The organism is Paenibacillus periandrae (assembly GCF_022458865.1).
Lineage (GTDB): Bacteria > Bacillota > Bacilli > Paenibacillales > NBRC-103111 > Paenibacillus_S > Paenibacillus_S periandrae.
In genome coordinates this window covers 257,847-274,275 of the sequence record NZ_JAJNMU010000006.1, presented here as the reverse complement: position 1 = coordinate 274,275, position 16,429 = coordinate 257,847, and the positions used below count along the sequence as shown (strand labels likewise).

At 48.4% G+C, this 16,429-nt stretch carries 15 protein-coding genes; 13 read left to right on the top strand and 2 right to left on the bottom strand.

Going from position 1 to position 16,429, the window contains the following annotated elements:
- Positions 1–636: 636 nt before the first annotated feature.
- The 12 genes from LRL21_RS45635 (at position 637) to LRL21_RS12070 (ending at position 13,330) form a co-directional block, all read left to right on the top strand.
- Positions 637–762: a hypothetical protein gene (locus LRL21_RS45635; RefSeq protein WP_275900702.1), complete on the top strand. Its 126-nt coding sequence runs from the start codon at positions 637–639 to the stop codon at positions 760–762.
- A 714-nt stretch (positions 763–1,476) separates the two neighbouring features.
- A complete protein-coding gene (locus LRL21_RS12120; RefSeq protein WP_240416028.1) occupies positions 1,477–2,799 on the top strand; it encodes an ABC transporter substrate-binding protein in 1,323 nt (440 codons plus the stop codon).
- Positions 2,800–2,886: 87 nt separating this feature from the next.
- On the top strand, positions 2,887–3,768 hold the full coding sequence (locus LRL21_RS12115) for a carbohydrate ABC transporter permease (RefSeq protein ID WP_240416027.1): 882 nt from the start codon (positions 2,887–2,889) through the stop codon (positions 3,766–3,768).
- Positions 3,765–4,580 carry a carbohydrate ABC transporter permease gene (locus LRL21_RS12110; protein ID WP_240416026.1) on the top strand — a complete coding sequence of 272 codons (816 nt, stop codon included), beginning with the start codon at positions 3,765–3,767 and terminating at the stop codon, positions 4,578–4,580. Before LRL21_RS12115 ends, LRL21_RS12110 begins: the two co-directional genes overlap by 4 nt.
- A gap of 18 nt (positions 4,581–4,598) precedes the next feature.
- Entirely contained in the window at positions 4,599–6,320 is a 1,722-nt protein-coding gene (locus LRL21_RS12105; protein WP_240416025.1) for a sensor histidine kinase, read from the top strand.
- Between the two features lie 27 nt (positions 6,321–6,347).
- Positions 6,348–7,970: a response regulator gene (locus tag LRL21_RS12100; protein ID WP_240416024.1), complete on the top strand. Its 1,623-nt coding sequence runs from the start codon at positions 6,348–6,350 to the stop codon at positions 7,968–7,970.
- A 43-nt stretch (positions 7,971–8,013) separates the two neighbouring features.
- Positions 8,014–9,030, top strand: coding sequence for a zinc-binding alcohol dehydrogenase family protein (locus LRL21_RS12095; protein WP_240416023.1), 1,017 nt, complete (start codon positions 8,014–8,016; stop codon positions 9,028–9,030).
- Positions 9,031–9,078: 48 nt separating this feature from the next.
- Complete coding sequence (locus LRL21_RS12090) at positions 9,079–10,215, top strand: mandelate racemase/muconate lactonizing enzyme family protein (protein WP_240416022.1); 1,137 nt, start codon at positions 9,079–9,081, stop codon at positions 10,213–10,215.
- Positions 10,216–10,239: 24 nt separating this feature from the next.
- The gene (locus LRL21_RS12085) at positions 10,240–10,905 is read left to right on the top strand and encodes an RraA family protein (protein WP_240416021.1); all 666 of its coding nucleotides are present in this window, start codon (positions 10,240–10,242) and stop codon (positions 10,903–10,905) included.
- 9 nt (positions 10,906–10,914) lie between these two features.
- Positions 10,915–12,033: an enolase C-terminal domain-like protein gene (locus LRL21_RS12080; RefSeq protein ID WP_240416020.1), complete on the top strand. Its 1,119-nt coding sequence runs from the start codon at positions 10,915–10,917 to the stop codon at positions 12,031–12,033.
- 22 nt (positions 12,034–12,055) lie between these two features.
- Positions 12,056–12,814, top strand: a complete 759-nt coding sequence (locus tag LRL21_RS12075; RefSeq protein WP_240416019.1) for an SDR family NAD(P)-dependent oxidoreductase — start codon at positions 12,056–12,058, stop codon at positions 12,812–12,814.
- A gap of 363 nt (positions 12,815–13,177) precedes the next feature.
- Complete coding sequence (locus tag LRL21_RS12070) at positions 13,178–13,330, top strand: hypothetical protein (RefSeq protein WP_240416018.1); 153 nt, start codon at positions 13,178–13,180, stop codon at positions 13,328–13,330.
- 137 nt (positions 13,331–13,467) lie between these two features.
- Here LRL21_RS12070 and LRL21_RS12065 read toward each other — a convergent pair whose 3' ends face one another.
- Entirely contained in the window at positions 13,468–13,977 is a 510-nt protein-coding gene (locus LRL21_RS12065) for an ABC transporter ATP-binding protein (protein ID WP_240416017.1), read from the bottom strand.
- Positions 13,978–14,076: 99 nt separating this feature from the next.
- Positions 14,077–15,642 (bottom strand): FAD-dependent monooxygenase, encoded by a 1,566-nt coding sequence (locus tag LRL21_RS12060; protein ID WP_240416016.1) that lies wholly within the window; start codon positions 15,640–15,642, stop codon positions 14,077–14,079.
- 126 nt (positions 15,643–15,768) lie between these two features.
- On the opposite strand from LRL21_RS12060, the gene LRL21_RS12055 reads away from it, so the two are divergent.
- A complete protein-coding gene (locus LRL21_RS12055; protein WP_240416015.1) occupies positions 15,769–16,428 on the top strand; it encodes a TetR/AcrR family transcriptional regulator in 660 nt (219 codons plus the stop codon).
- Position 16,429: the final 1 nt, after the last annotated feature.

The following is a 16,429-nucleotide window of genomic DNA, read 5'->3' as shown; positions in this document are numbered from 1 at the left end:
TCTTCAAGAAAAAGTGTGGTTTTGATAAACGACCTTATTTTATCTTTCCAATCCATTTTCAGAAATGAAATATTTAAAAGATGCTTGGCAAATATGGTGCTAGAATTCAGTAAAAGCCAAACGTCGAATTTCATTTTTTGATGGAGTAATGGTACTGTTCTATATGAATCTCGGAAAGTCTCAATTATTATAGTCATTATAACTCATTATCTCAATTATAAAAGTTATAAATCTCATTTGTAGATTGAAATAAGTGGGTTTTTGTAAATATTCTGTCTCATTTATACCCGTTACTCACACTAACTTCTAAGCCATTTGCGATTTTCTCCAAATTGAGTAGAGCAATATTTTTCTCAGCCCGTTCTACACACCAAAGTATGAGAATGTAAATCCACACATTTCAACAATAGCGTTTTAATCGTCGAAAAGAGGAGCATAAAACGAAGGTATAAGTCTGAAATCTGTCCTGCATGTTTAGGTGAAGGGAAGGTCTCGGAAACAGAAATTGGATTATTTAGCCTACATTTTGCGCGAACTAGATCATGCTCGTTCTGTTTCAGAATGGCTAATCCATAGCGACTATTTGCAAATATCTCTTGAAGAATCCAATGCGGTGATGACCCTCATCAACAGTATATGATTGCAGACCAACAATGGAAGTACATCTATCACCAGCACAATGGGGTGGAGGAACTGTATGACCAAGCACAGGATCCTGCTGAATTGAACAATTTGGCCGAAAGTCAGGACCCTTATACATAATTAAAGAAACTATGAGAATCCGGTTCTTACAATACAACGGTCGGCAATCATAAAACTGACTAAAGAAGCAGGTAGAAGGCCTGAAGTTAACCCTTTCGGCTTTTTTTCGGTCTGAAAAAGTTAGAGATAATAAAAAGGCAAAGTCCAATGACGAGCAGTATGAAACCGAGAGAATTATTGAGCTCCTTTAAAAGCAAAAAAGCTATGCCAACGGCAGAAAACAAAGTAGCTATATAAGTGATCCGTTTTCTCAATAGGGTTAAATTATTCATGGTCACCTTCCTTTTCATTAATGAAATAACTTCCTCCATACCGAGTATACCCTAAGATAGGTGCTTAAAGAAGTTACGAAGCATTGACCGATCCACGGTAGGTATTGTCCCGCTTCGACGTTGCTGTTACCGGTGAAGTGCGAGCCTCTTCATTCGGCAATTCGTGTAAGGAGCAAAATATCGTTCAGCATCTAAAGCTTTTGCTGGTTACGGACTGCGAATGGGTTTGGGAATTCATCACGGACCAGTTGGATATGTATCGATCGGAAGGTGTTGTTCACCTTGTCGCTATACACTGTAGCCTCAATGAAAGGAAAATTGGCTGAAATACAAGTGATGCAGATATTGGTGTAGAAAGCTCAGATTATTGCTATAGTTTCCCTGACCTGAAGTGTTTAAAATGAAAGCGTAGACAACATTGAGTGAAAGGGGAAATAAAAATATGAGATCCAAAATGGCCGCCTTGTTAAGCATGGCGCTTGTTCCGACACTACTCCTCGCCGCCTGCAGCAGTGGAACCCCGGAGGCGGCGACATCTCCGTCCCCGGCAGCGGGAACGAAGTCATCCTTCGCTGGAAAAAAGATAACGGTATTCGCTGTCAATCACCCGTGGACGGATGCAGTGAAGGCCCAGCTTCCGGAATTCGAAAAATCGACGGGGATGAAGGTGGATCTGCAGATTTTTGCGGAGGAGCAGCTTCAGCAAAAGCTCGCTGTTCAACTGACCACAGAGGCAGAAACACCTGATGCTTTTGCATATAGACCTTACATGGACAAAATATTATATGAAAAAAACGGCTGGACGAACCCATTGGACACCTATGTGACAAAGAACGAGAGCTATGACTTTAAGGATTTCTCCAAAGCTACTATTGAGGCCAGCACGATTAACGGAAAGCTGATGTCAATCCCATTATGGACGGATCAGTTTGTCATGTATTATCGCAAGGATCTTCTTGAGAAGAACCAGATTGCGGTTCCGAAGACGATGGCGGAGTTAGAGGAAGCTATGAAAAAGCTGCACAATCCGAGCGCTGATTTCTACGGCTTCGTGGCCCGGGGGCAGCGGAACGCGCTGGTCACGGCGGTATCCTCGTTCATGTTCTCCGAGGGCGGGGATTTCATGAAAGGAAATAAAGCGACGGTGAATACGCCGGAAGCGATCCGGGGATTTCAGCGGTATGCAGATTTTGTTAAAAAATACGGACCTCAGGGCGTTCTCAACATGAACTGGCCGCAGGCTATCGGCTTGTTCGCTCAAGGCAAGGCAGCCTTCTATATGGAATCGGCTGCTCTGTATAAAAATGCGACCGATCCGAGCAAATCGTTAGTTGCCGATAATGTCGGATTCGCGACACTGCCGGCGGGAAGCGCGGGGGCCAAGCCTTACAGCACGGCTTCTTGGTCGCTCGCGATGAATTCAAAATCGAAGAACAAGGATGCGGCCTGGGCATTCATGGAATGGACGACGAACAAAGCCAACGCCCTGCTGATTCAGCAGAGCGGCGTTCCGGGGGCACGCGATTCCGTATGGGCATCGCAGGAAGGAACGGAGAAATTTCCTAAGGATTTGGCTGCTGCGATTAAGGAAACGATGAAGATCGGCGTAGATCACTTCGTCCCGCAGGTTATGAGCGTATCGGAGTCCCGCGACGCGGTTGGAGCTATCGTGGTCAAAGCGATGCTGGGTGAGGATATTCAGGCTGCAGCCGACCTCGCCAACAAAGAACTGCAAGCGATCATTGACAAGGATAATATCAAATAACGGAAAGATGGGCTCGGGCAAGTCGAATGTTACGGCAGGAGGCTTGCCTGCTACAATCATCTAATCTCAACTGGAGGAGGAAGTCGGGTGATCATTAACTGGTTGGATCGGAAGCTAAAGTGGGTCTTTATAACGCCGGCGTTAATGTTTATTACGCTTATGGCAGCTTATCCCATTTTCTATACCGCAAGGCTCAGCCTTTACGAATGGAGCATGTCAGCGGTGGCTCCCCCCAAATGGGTCGGAGTTGATAACTATGCGGCGTTGCTGGTGAGCAGCGCTTTCTGGAACGCGCTTTGGATCACATTTTATCATTCTTCCTTAAGTATTGTGCTGGAGACAGTCTTGGGCGTGGCCATCGCAGTGCTGTTCTCCCGCAGGATGGCGGGAGCGAAAGCGATGAAAACGTTAATGATGCTGCCGATGGTGGCAACTCCAGTATCGGTCGGATTGGTCTGGCTGCTCATCTATGAACCATCGATCGGACTGGGCAATCAACTGCTTAAGGGGCTGGGCTTTAGCACGCAGGAGTGGCTGGGCTCGGTGACACAGGTCATTCCTTCCCTTATCGTCATGGATGTTTGGCAATGGACGCCGATGATCGCACTTATCTGCATCGCAGGATTGGCAACGGTTCCCGCAGACCCGTATGAATCGGCAAGTGTCGATGGAGCGACATCCGTGCAGAAATTTATGCACATTACGCTGCCACTGCTGATGCCTACAATTATGACGGCCGTTACGCTGCGCATGATTGATTTGATCAAGACGTTTGACACGATTTATGCGACGACTCAAGGCGGACCGAACTTTACCTCACAGACGCTGAATCTGTTGATTTTCGATACAGCCTTCTCCAGCTTCAAGTTTGGTTACGCTTCTGCGTTGCTTATTGTATTTTTCATCATCCTGCTTCTTGTCGTTATGCTTTTGACGGCTATACGAACAAGGTTGAGTGGTCTACAATGAAAACAAAGGTTTCGGCACGTGCCGTTTATTCCCTGTTGAATGTCTTAGTTCTGGTCTTCTTATTATTTCCGTTTGCATGGATGCTGTCGGCTTCCTTCAAGTCGCAGATTCAAGTTTTGAATCCGGAAGATTTGTTCGTATTTGTGCCCACGATCAAAAATTATATTTCGGTCTTTCACGACCATGACTATCTGAAGTACATGACAAGCAGTTTGATCGTAGGTGCTCTATCTACGACAGGAGCGCTTGTGTTGGGGCTGCCGGCAGCTTATTCCATTGCCAAATATCGAATGCAGGGTGTGGCGGTCGTCATTCTTGTGGCAAAAATACTGCCCGGCATCAGCTACCTCGTCCCGTGGTACATTCTGTTTAATAAGCTGCATCTGATCGATACTTACGTAGGGTTGATCTTGAGTCATATGGTCATCGGACTTCCGTTCATCATGTGGATCATGATTCCCTTCTTCGAAGGCTTTCCCCGCGAGGTTGAGGAATCCTCATGGATCGATGGCAGCTCGCGCATCCGGACCTTTGCCCAGATGGTCCTGCCAGTTTCGCTTCCGGGTATCATTACATCATCGCTGCTGGCTTTTATCTTTTCCTGGAATAACTTTATGTTCTCGTTCATTTTGTCCGGAGAGAAGACCAAGACGCTTCCGATTGCCGTGTATAATTTCATGGGAGGAACGTCAGTGGATTGGGGTGGACTGATGGCCGCTGCATGTATCATTACGATTCCGGTTATCCTGCTTGCTTTGTTGACGCAAAAATATGTGGTCAGCGGGTTGTCGGCAGGAGCAGTCAAGGGCTAGCCGTAAGGAGCTGTAGAAATGCATCCAAGGTGGAATACTTTTAGCAAAATGGTTGTGCTGATCGTGCTTTTTATTTTGCCGGTTGTCATGATCTACAGTTATACGAATTATGTATCGGTAAATACGATCCGTCAGGAGCTGGAGGATAAAAGCTTGAGTCGGCTTTCCTTCTTTACGAGCCAGATCGATAATATTGTAGATCAGCTGTCCACACTCTCGATTATAGTGAGCAAGGATTCGAGTGTGAAAAAGCTCGGTGAAGCGGTAGCGCTGGCAAGCTCCTTCCAGCAGCTGGAGGCACAGGAGGAGGTCATTCAGAAGCTGGGGCTGTTAAGTGTAACGAGCAGCTGGAAAAACAGCCTGATCATTTATTTGCCCAAGACGAAACAGGTAATATCCAATGACTATCTTAGTGTGTACGATGATGGCTACCTGCAGGAACAGACGGTCCGATCCTGGTCGTATCATCCTGCCGGGAGCGAGCAAGATGGCTACTTTTCTAAAATGCTGTGGAGTCCTCTATTGATGAACAGGAGTCTGCTGGAAGCGGATGCGGTCGTAGAGGTTCGGTTTAGGGAAAGCAATATGATACGCATGCTGAACGATTATAAAAATGAAGAAAAAAATGCAAACTCTTTTTTTTACAAGAAGGGGTTCGCTCCTATTCGGGATGAGCGTGCACAGGCTCATCTGGCGGAGCGCATTGCCAGCTTGCTGGATAATCAGGAGCTGGGCAAATCCGGCAACCAGACTCTTGATGTCGGCACGGAGTCCTACCTCATCAGCTTCGCCCAGTCTAAAAGTCTGGAGTGGTACGCGGTGGACTACCAGCCTCTGGAGCAGGTGCTGACGCCGATCAAAAAAAGTCGTAATTTGTTTTACGTGGCGATGGTGTTTGTGCTGTTATTTGAGCTTCTAGCGATCGTCCTGCTCTACAATCAGGTGCAGAAGCCGATCCTGCTGCTGCTGCGCGGAGTCCAAAAAATTCAGACTGGCTCTTATTCGTATCGTCTCAGCTATCGGCCGCGCAATGAATTTGATTATTTGTTTACCAAGTTCAATGAAATGACGGACGAGATTCAGAGGCTGATCGAAAAAGTGTATCTGGAGAATATCCGCTTTCGGGAAGCGAAATTGAAGCATCTGCAATCTCAAATCAACCCGCATTTTTTGGCCAATAGCCTGTTATTCGTCAAAAATATGATTGCTATTCAAGATGATCAGGCCGCAACGAAGATGATTCTCAAACTGGCTGAATATTTTCGTTACATCACAAAGCTGGAACACACATTATCGACCTTGGAAGAGGAGATCAAGCTGGTCGAGAATTATTTGACTATCCAGAATCTGCGAATTCAGAGGTTTCATTACACGATCAATATTCCCGATTCCATGCTGCCTCTGCTCGTTCCACGTTTGATGATTCAGCCCATTGTGGAGAACACGATTATTCACGGGATTGAAAAAAGCTTGAACTATGGCATCATTCAGATTACCGGGGAAGAGGAGGACGGTACCTATCGTATCATTATTGACGACAGTGGTGATGGAATGTCAGCAGAAGGGATACACGAGCTGCAAACTAGAATGACAGAGCCGTTAGATCAGGAGGGCAGCTGCGGATTATGGAATGTGCATCAAAGACTATTCTACCAATATGATCTGCATTCCGGTCTTACGTTTGAAGCTTCCCCGCTCGGGGGTCTACGAGTCACGATAACCTGGAGGCAGTCCGTGTAAACTCTATATACGAAGGAGGAGAGAGAGATGCTTCAACTGCTGCTTGTCGACGATGAGATGAGTATTGTGGATACGCTGGCCAGCACCATTCCTTGGGGGAATATGGGTATTGGTGAGGTGCATAAGGCTTATTCAGCATTAGAAGCCATGAATCTGCTGAATATCCATTCCATTGATATCGTCATAACGGATGCGCGGATGCCAGGGATGGACGGGCTAGAGCTGGCGCGGTATGTGTATACGCACTGGAAAAACACAAAATGCTTGCTGCTGACGGCTTATGCCGATTTCGATTATGCGCTGACAGCGATCCAAAATAATATATGCGATTACATTTTGAAGCCCTTCGACGACCAGGACCTGATCGATCGCGTTGCTGTGGTCATCGCGATGATCCGCAAGGAAAGGGAGGAGCAAAGCATCGTCCAGCGGGCAATGAACGCGATGCGCGAGCATATGCCCAGGTTGCGTAGTGAGCTACTCCAGGAGCTGCTGCAGGGCAAGCGATTCTCGACAGAAAAGCTGGCAGAAAAAATGAAGCTGCTGGAAGTGCCGGCCCGCATAGATGAGCATGTTGCCATGATGCTTGTGCGATTTAAGGAGCAATTCTCGGATTATGATTCATTCGAGCTGTCATTGATGGAATTCGCCGTCAGCAATATGGCAGAGGAAACGTTCGGGGAACAATATCTGGTCTGGACCTGCAGAGATGTGCACGGTTATTTGGCTATTTTGCTGACACCAAAGGAGCCAAATGCAGATGAAAAGCAACTGTCTGTCGAGCTGTTGAATCAGTTAACCAACCAGTTTCAATTGAATGTGCTGCAATATTTGAAGAAAAATATATCCGTTCTGACGGGACACGGCGGCGTATTCCCTGGCGACTTGCTCAAGATGTACCACAATCTGCTTCAATTGTTCCGCAGGCGTTTTGGCAGCGAGCAGGATATGGCGTTATATATCGCAGGCAGCGGGGAGTTAACCGACATCAGCACACTGCAGAGCTTGTATGAGCCTCCGGTGCTGCTGCATCTTATGGAAGCAGGAGATTGGGGGACGATATCCCAGAAGCTGGAATCGATTATCGGGGAGCTGGAGCTGCGGTGGGCGGAATCGCCGGAGCATATCATGGAAGCTTTTTTTGTCATCTACGCGGCCTTCTCCAATCTAGCTCATACCAATGGCAAAATGCTGGTCGATTTGATCGGGAGTGACTATTTACCGGTCAAAGAGCTGCTGCCCTGCAAAACCGTTAAGCATTTAAGCGATTGGGTATGGAGTGTATTCGACAAATTCAAGCTGCAGGCGCAGAGCGAAACCCATAGCGCCCGGTTGTCTGTGGTAAAGGAAGCCCAGAAATTCATACTTTCGAATCTATCCCAGGATATTTCCGTTCAATCCATCGCATTCCGTCTGGGACTGCATCCGTCTCACTTGTCACGGCTGTATAAGCTCGAAATGGGAGAAAATATCAGCGATTATATCACTCAGCTCAAGCTGGAGAAGTCAATCCGTTTGTTGAAATCGAGCGCAAAAAAAGTATATGAAATTTCCATCGAGGTCGGTTATCAAAACCCGCACTATTTCATCAAGCTGTTCAAAAAGAAATACGGCACAACGCCGCAGGAATACCGGAATCATCATGGATAGCCAGCCGCAAGATCTGCGCATGGCGGAAGGAGATTTATACTCAATGAGAAACTTGATCTGCAAGCAGCCGCACTCATTCGTCATGCAGCAAACAGACCTGCCCGTACCCAAGGAAGGGGAGGCATTAATTCGGATTCGCACTATCGGTGTTTGTGGTACCGACTACCACGCTTTTCGCGGCAAGCAGCCGTACTTTTCATATCCACGGATTTTGGGGCATGAAATTGCGGGAGAAATTGCCGGACTGGAGCAGGCTCCGGCCAGTGGACTGGAGATAGGCGACCAAGTTACGATCATGCCGTATCTGTCATGCGGACAGTGTATCGCCTGCCGATCAGCCAAACCGAATGCCTGCGTCAGCCTGGAGGTTCTTGGTGTACATGCGGACGGCGCGATGCGAGAGTATATGACAGTTCCCGTGGATTATATCGTGAAAACGGAGGGCATGACCTGGAACCAGATCGCCATTATCGAGCCGCTGAGTATCGGGCTGCATGCTGTGAACCGAGCTGGAATCACGTCGGGGGAGCAGGTGCTCGTTATCGGAGCAGGCCCTATCGGCCTGGCGGTCATGAAGTTTGCAAAGCTGGCAGGGGCAACGGTCATAGCTATGGATACAAATAAAATGCGTCTGAAGTATTGTGAAGAATGGGCGAAGGTTGATAAGGTGATCGAAGCGTCGGAGCATGCTGTGGAAGATTTGGCGTTGGCGACGGATGGAGCTTATCCGACGGTTGTCATTGATGCCACAGGGAATGCGCAGTCAATGGCCAGCACTTTTGGGTATGCGGCACATGGAGGAAGGATCGTTTACGTTAGTCTGGTGCAAGCGGATATTTTCTTTAGTGATCCTGAGTTTCATAAGAAGGAGCTTACCTTGCTGGGGAGCCGGGCGGCTACCCGGGAGGAATTTCAATTTGTCATCCAAGGTCTGAAGTCGGGAAGCATCGATGCGGATTCTTACATCACACACAGGGCTCCGTTCGATGGGGCGATTGACGCTTTCGGGAACTGGATGAATCCGGATTCCGGAGTCATTAAAGCGGTCATTGAATTATAATAAAAGTTTATCGACTACGGCTGCAGGCAAACATAGGAGGTTTATAAATTGAAAATTGCGAATATTCAATCTAATGTTTATCGTCTTCCCCCAAGTGTGCCCTGGGAAGATGCTACCAACAAGGTGGATGGCCTGGAATTCATCATCGTGGAAATTACAACCGAGTCCGGGCTGGTAGGCACTGGGTTAAGCTATACCGTGGATATTGGCGGCACGGTGATCCGGACACTGATCGACGATTATTTAGCCAATCTGATTATTGGGATGAATGCGCTTCACTATGAGCAAATATGGCAGCATCTGCAGCGTCAATCCCGTCGGCTGGGGCTTGGCGTAAATTCGATGGCGATTGCCGCGATAGATATTGCCATATGGGATCTGATGGGGAAGCATTACAATCAGCCGCTCTACAAGCTGCTTGGCGGAGCCCGTGATCGAATTCCTGCTTACATCAGTGAAATCGATCTGAGAAGTAACGGTACGGTAGAGGAACTGCTCGACCGGGTCGACGGTTATATATCTCAGGGCTATAGTACAGTCAAGATGAAAATCGGCAAGGATGATTTCGAGGAGGATATCGAACGGATCACGAAGGTCCAACAGCGCCTAGGTAAGGGGGGGACGCTGCTGGTGGACCTGAATCAGAAATGGAGTGCCGCTGAAGCGATCCAGAAATGCGCCCGCCTGGACGAGCTTCATCTCGGCTGGATCGAGGAACCGCTGCAGTATCAGGATATTCAGGGACATCGGCAGCTGAAGCAGGCGATCCGCACGCCTATAGCGCTCGGGGAGAGCATGTACAGCAAGCAGCAATTTCTGGAATATTTGAGAGCCGATGCAGTCGACGTGGTGCAGGCGGACGTTGCTTTTGTCGGGGGAATTACCGAATGGCTGAAGATTGCCCATCTGGCCCACGCGTTCGGCAAACCGGTAGCTCCGCATTTTATGATGGAGCTTTCGCTTCATTTACTGTGCGGGGTGCAGAACAGTTATATGCTGGAGAACGTAGTAGGAGGCTCGCTGACCGAATTGGGCTTGCTGGAAGTGCCGATCATTGTTCAGCATGGCGTCGGGATCCCATCGTCAATTCCCGGACACGGGATTGTTTTCGACCGTTCTGCTTTGGCTCCGCATTTGCTTGATGCGTCTAGGCTTCGAAGCACGTTTGCCGGAGGCAGTAAATAACATAACGTAGGAGGCTTATCCCAAATGCAAACTTGGACTAACGATGAACAGCTTTTCGAATTGCTGAAAAAAGAGCTATATACGCCAGTTGTCGGGGATATTCTCGACGCCATGGGTTATTACCACCAATTTCTTCCGCAGCCTATACAGCCAATGAAGGATCATATGGTTATAGCGGGCCGGGCTATGCCCGTGCTAATGATCGATGTGTTTGGGGAACAGGAAGCTCCATTCGGATTATTGACTGAAGCGCTCGATCAATTGCAGCCAGGGGATGTGTATATCGCGTCCGGCGGGACCATGCGATGCGCGTACTGGGGGGAAATACTGACGGCTACCTCCAAAAAAAGAGGTGCTGCCGGTGCCATAATCCACGGCTTCCATCGCGACACGCCGATGGTGCTGGAGCAGAACTGGCCGGTGTTCAGCGTAGGGAGGTTCGCTCAGGACTCCTCAGTTCGCACGCAGGTGGTCCGTTACCGCTGCCCGGTTGAGATTGGACAGGTATGGGTGAATCCTGGTGACCTAGTATTCGCTGATCTGGATGGCGTGCTTATTATCCCGCAAGCTATTGCTGATGAGGTGATAGTGAAGGCGCTTCAGAAGGTGCGGGGAGAAAAAGTAGTTCGCAAGGAGATCGAAAACGGAATGTCTAGCACCGAGGCTTTCAAAAAGTATGGAATTTTATAGGAGGCAGCTATGAAAATCATCAAATTCGAAACTTGGTGGGTACGAAGAGACGAGTGTTTATTCGATGAGAAGCGGCAGGGCAAAAGCGGTATGCCTTGGGATGTGGTGGTTCTTCGCCTTACAACGGACACTGGAGTCGAGGGCCTTGCCACGGCAATGGCGGCCAGATCAGGAGCGGTAACGGAGGCGTACTTGCAAGAAAATATAGCGCCTATCCTGATGGGAAGGGACCCGTACGACCGCGAGGCCATCTGGCACGAGCTGTGGAACATTGACCGGCATTTGGCCTTTTTTCCAATTTTCCTTCCGGGTCCGGTTGATGTGGCACTGTGGGATATCGCCGCCAAAGCGGCCAATCTGCCGTTGTATAAATATATGGGCGCTTACCGGGATCAGTTGCCGGTCTATGCAAGCGGATTGTTTCATGAAAATGTTGAGCAATATGTCGCTGAAGCGCTCCATTATAAATCGCTAGGCATTACTGCCTACAAGGCACATCCACCCGGTCCCGTTCAGATGGATATGAAGATTCACCAGGCTTTGCGCGATGCCGTCGGTGATGGGTATATTCTTATCACGGACCCGGTTGCCGAATATAGTCTCGATGAAGCGATCCGAGTGGGGAGGCAGCTGGAGAGGCTCAATTACTTATGGTTTGAGGAGCCCTTCCGGGATTTTGAATTATATAAATACAAAGCGCTTTGTGAAGCGCTTGATATTCCGGTTGCAGCTACGGAAACGACGAGAGGCTGCCACTGGGGTGTGGCGCAATCGATCTCCGAGCGTGCAGCCGATATTGTGCGCGCCGATGTGTCATGGAAACATGGAATTACAGGCACGCTGAAAATAGCCCATCTCGCGGAAGCTTTCGGCTTAAGATGCGAAATCCATACGACGACGATGAATTTTATGGACATCGTGAACTTGCATGTATCGTGCGCAATCCGGAATTGTGAATACTTTGAATATTTCGTTCCAGAGGATCGCTTCCAGCTCCCTATGAAGGGAAAGCTGCCGATCGACACGCAAGGCTTGATCAGGGCCCCGCAAGGACCAGGCATAGGGGCCGAGCTGGACTGGGAACTGATTGAACGCCAGTGCGTTTCTTATAAAAAGCTGGAAACTTAAAGCTACAAGAAAGGTGAGAGCCATGGATAATCCGTTTCGTCTGGACGGCAAGCTTGCTTTAATAACAGGTGGAGGCACTGGACTTGGGCTTGGCATGAGTCATGCAATCGTGAACGCTGGTGGGAGGGTCGTGATTACGGGGAGGAGAGAGGACAGGCTGAAGTCCGCTTGCGAGGAGCTTGGATCCTCCTCAGTGTATGTACCGCATGATATTACGCAGCTGAAAACGATACCTGGGCTGGTTCAGAAAGTGGAAGAACAGTTCGGCCCTATCGAGATATTGATCAACAATGCAGGCATTCATCTTAAAAGCCCGGTGCAGGAAACGACCGATGAAGGATTCTCGCAGGTGCTGCAAACGCATGTACAGGGCGGCTTTAGCTTGACGCGGGAATGCGCTGCCCATATGGTACGGCGGGGTAGCGGCTCGATTGTATTTATTACTTCTATGTCGGCGTTGCTCGGTATTCCTAACGTAATCGCCTATACAGCTGCCAAGACGGCGGTAAGTGGTATGGTGAGGGGGTTGGCGAGCGAGTTGTCCCCTCATGGTATCAGAGTTAATTCGATTGCTCCGGGCTGGATCGACAGCAGTATGACCCGCAAGGCATTTGAAGGAGATCCCGAGCGAGAACGCAAAATTTTATCCCGCACTCCGATGGGGTGTCTGGGAACAGCGGAGGATATCGGCCATGCGGCCGTCTATTTATGCTCGCCTGCGGCCCGGTTTGTAACAGGTGTCGATTTACGTATTGATGGTGGGGCGGGTATTGGTTTCTAGATCCTCATAAGAGCCTCAGATTAATCGTTTTCGAACAGGAAATAAAGAAAGAAGCCACATGATGTTGCAATACAGATATCGATTTCTAACCAATACAAACTTTGTGTCGATGTACAGTTGCCTGAAATGGCATCAGGGGACATGGTTGAAAAGGGAGCTAACACAACCCGTTAAGCTCCATTGGTTTAGCCCGGGCCATCTGGATATTTCGAGCAGGGGATACTTTGGAAAGCTAATAGCTGTTCTTGACACCCGACTGGATATCGACACAAAGCTCCCCTAATAAGATTCTATATAAAATGAGATCGTTGATAATCGAGGACTTTATATTCAGGCAGCAGTTTCTAAATCAGTTGTAACAGTATGGAGATCATCGTTAAGCAAATCAAGGATATAAGCCGGCAAATCGTACTGAATCAAACGTTTTCCAACTTCGAAAGCTATCCGAATGGCGCCTATTACAAAAATCTTAAAGGGGAAATCAAACAGGAGGATTTAGCGGCAAATTACTGGTAGCGAAACTTTGCAGACTCTACAACTTTTCGTTTAACCAATGATTTCGTCGATACTGTATATTTTTACGATTTCAACAAGAGGATCGTATTTGTTACAGAGCGTGATGGTTCGGTGAAGACATATCCATATGAGACCTTTTATGATAAAAGCTCGATAGACCTGATACAGCCTAAATCCGCGCTGACATTGGATATCGTTCCAATACAAATGTTTTTGGCCAATCCAAGTTTCTGCGCGTTACCAAGTGACAAATCTCTTGCCTTACTATCCGCATATTGGGCCAGATTCAATTGCTCCATGATCTCGTTAACTGCCCTCGGAACCGATAATCCTCGCAACCTGGCTATCAAATTCAAGTTATCCCTAACCGTAAAGTTAGGGTAGGCATAAGGTACCTCCACCATATAACCTACTCGTCTCGACAAATCGGGATTCCCGTTCGCCCAGCGCTGACCAAACAAATACACTTCTCCGGAAGAAGGTTTACTCATTCCGAGAAGAACTCGAATGGTTGTCGTTTTCCCTGCGCCATTCAACCCCAAGAATCCATAGATTTCTCCTTTCTTAACGGAAATCGAAACGCGATCTACAATGACTTTATTCCCGTATTGCTTTGTCAGGTTAACGGTTCGAATAATATCTTCCATAGTAACAGTCCTTCCCGTATCATCAATTAAAACTCAGTTCATTAAAAGTGCCGGCGGTTACCTGTGATATTGTAAAAGATCGCCGCCGGCTGTTCCAAATCAGTTTTCGGAATAAATGAAATTCAAGTAATTCAAGATCGATGCGGTATCATCAATGGAGGTACGCAGTGCGATGTAACCGTCGGGACGAATCAATACGAGTTCTTCACTTGCTACATCGTAAATTCGATAGGCATTCCCTGCTGTGTCTATTATGCCTTCCGCCCCCTCCACATTCGATGGCAGGATATAATGCACATGGAGTTCGTCGTTGGTGAGGTTCTTCAGAGAAGGATCAATGCAGTTTGCAAAAGCCAAAAGCGTCCAGTGCGGGCCGCGCAATAGGTCAAAGACACTTCCTGCAAACCTGGTGCCTTGCAGGCCCGTAGCATTAGGAGCACGATCTCCAGGAAATGAACGGGTAGCATTTGTTCGAGCAGACGGACGGGTAAGAGTACTTGACCGATAGGAAATGAGAAGCCCACTCGTCAGATCGTCGGATATGGTGCTCAAGGATTGGGACAACGCTCCACCTTCAGTCGCCGTTCCTACGACCACTCCCATCTTCTTCGTGCTGTCCTTGAGCACGGCTTGAGCCACAGGGAGGCGCTCCTCATCGTACGTGTCGAGTAAGGCGGTGTCCGCTCCGCGTATGACGGCCGCCAGCTTCCAGCCGAGGTTGTACGCGTCCTGCATCCCCGTATTCATGCCTTGACCGCCGGCCGGCGAATGTACATGAGCGGCATCGCCGGCAAGGAAAACCCGGCCGTTGCGGTAACATTCAACCATCCGGACGTTGATCCTGTAGATGGACAGCCAGGAAGCATCCGTGAGTCGAACACGTCCGGCACCGGCGCGACGGTCAAACATGGCTTGATACGCCTCTAGCGACGGCTGCTCCGGTTCTTCGATGTCTGTCGGAATTGTAGCCTGCAGTTGCCAAATATCTGATTTCGGCAGCGGTGTCACCCCGACCATCCCCTCCGAAGATGTCCAGATATGGATATGGTCACGATCTAACCCTTCCAATCGTACATCGCCAAGATACCATCGCTCATGATCGTGTGTTTCCCCAACCAGCGGCAAGTGAATAAACTTGCGGATATTACTTTTGCCCCCGTCAGCGCCGACTACATAACGAGCGCGAATTTGCTCTTCTCCTTGTGGTGTATTCACGGTTACCGTTACACCATCCAAATCCTGAACAAGCCCTACAGCTTCCATGCCCAACTCAACTTGACCGCCAAGCACTGCATATCGGTCGCGCAATGCTTTTTCCACATCAAATTGAGCAATCCAGACCGGATCACGATAGGGTGTCTCAAGTTCGGCGCTGGCTGCAACGATAATAGCCGGCTTGTCAATGCTCCCGCCATCTGCGGTATAATAACGAAGAGGCAAATCCACAATTCCGGTGTCAATAATGTAGTGAACGGCCTCCAAATCATCGACGACTTCAAGCGAGCGAGGCTGGATTCCTTTGGCGCGAGATGCAACGTTATAGAAGGTGCTTCGTTCAATAATACGATGGTCGACGTTTCGACGGGCAAGGTCGCAGGCAAGTGTAAGGCCTGTGGGTCCGGCCCCGACAATGAGAACATCAACAAAAGACGGCATGGTTTTCATGGATAGAATCTTCCTTGATCATTGATTTGATACGCTACATTTGCTATACTACACCGTACAGTGTAATTTATAAAGTGGAGCTCTAATCGATTTCTGATAGTATATCTATAAGGGGGAAACGTAAGAATGGATAATACGGAAAACAAGACAATCCGCAAAGGCTCTTCAGACAAACGAGCTAAAATTATTGCGGCGGCACGAGATCTGTTTCTTTCAGATGGGTTTGATCGTTCCAGCGTCGATGCAGTCGCCGCCAAAGCGGGAGTTTCCAAAAGGACAGTTTATGATTATTATGGCGACAAACAGAACCTACTGCTTGCCGTTGTGGAAGAATCCAGTTCGGCGGTTCTGGACATGATTGAGCAAGGGATTTCAGACCACCTCTGGGAATTCGAGGATCTGGAGAAGGCACTCATCTTATTTTGCGTACAAATCGTAGCTTCTGCAAACGGTTCGGCCGATTACATTGCTTTGATCCGTCTAGTTATGGTGGAAGCCGCCAACCTGCCAGACTCGTTTTTAGAAAGGCTGGATAAAGCGACGGAAGAGAGGATTAACAGGAGGTTTACAGAGTTTGGACAAACCGGATTGCTCGATGTGCCCGATCCTGAAATGGCAACAAAGCACTTCGCTGCATTAACGTTTTTATTGGTATTTAATCAACCTAGAAAAACCGGGACATTAGAGGAGGAACAAACCAAACGTATCATCACTGAAGGCGTACGCGTCTTTCTTTGCGCTTATGCACCACGTACCGTTCAAAACGAAAATCAACCATCATACTGAT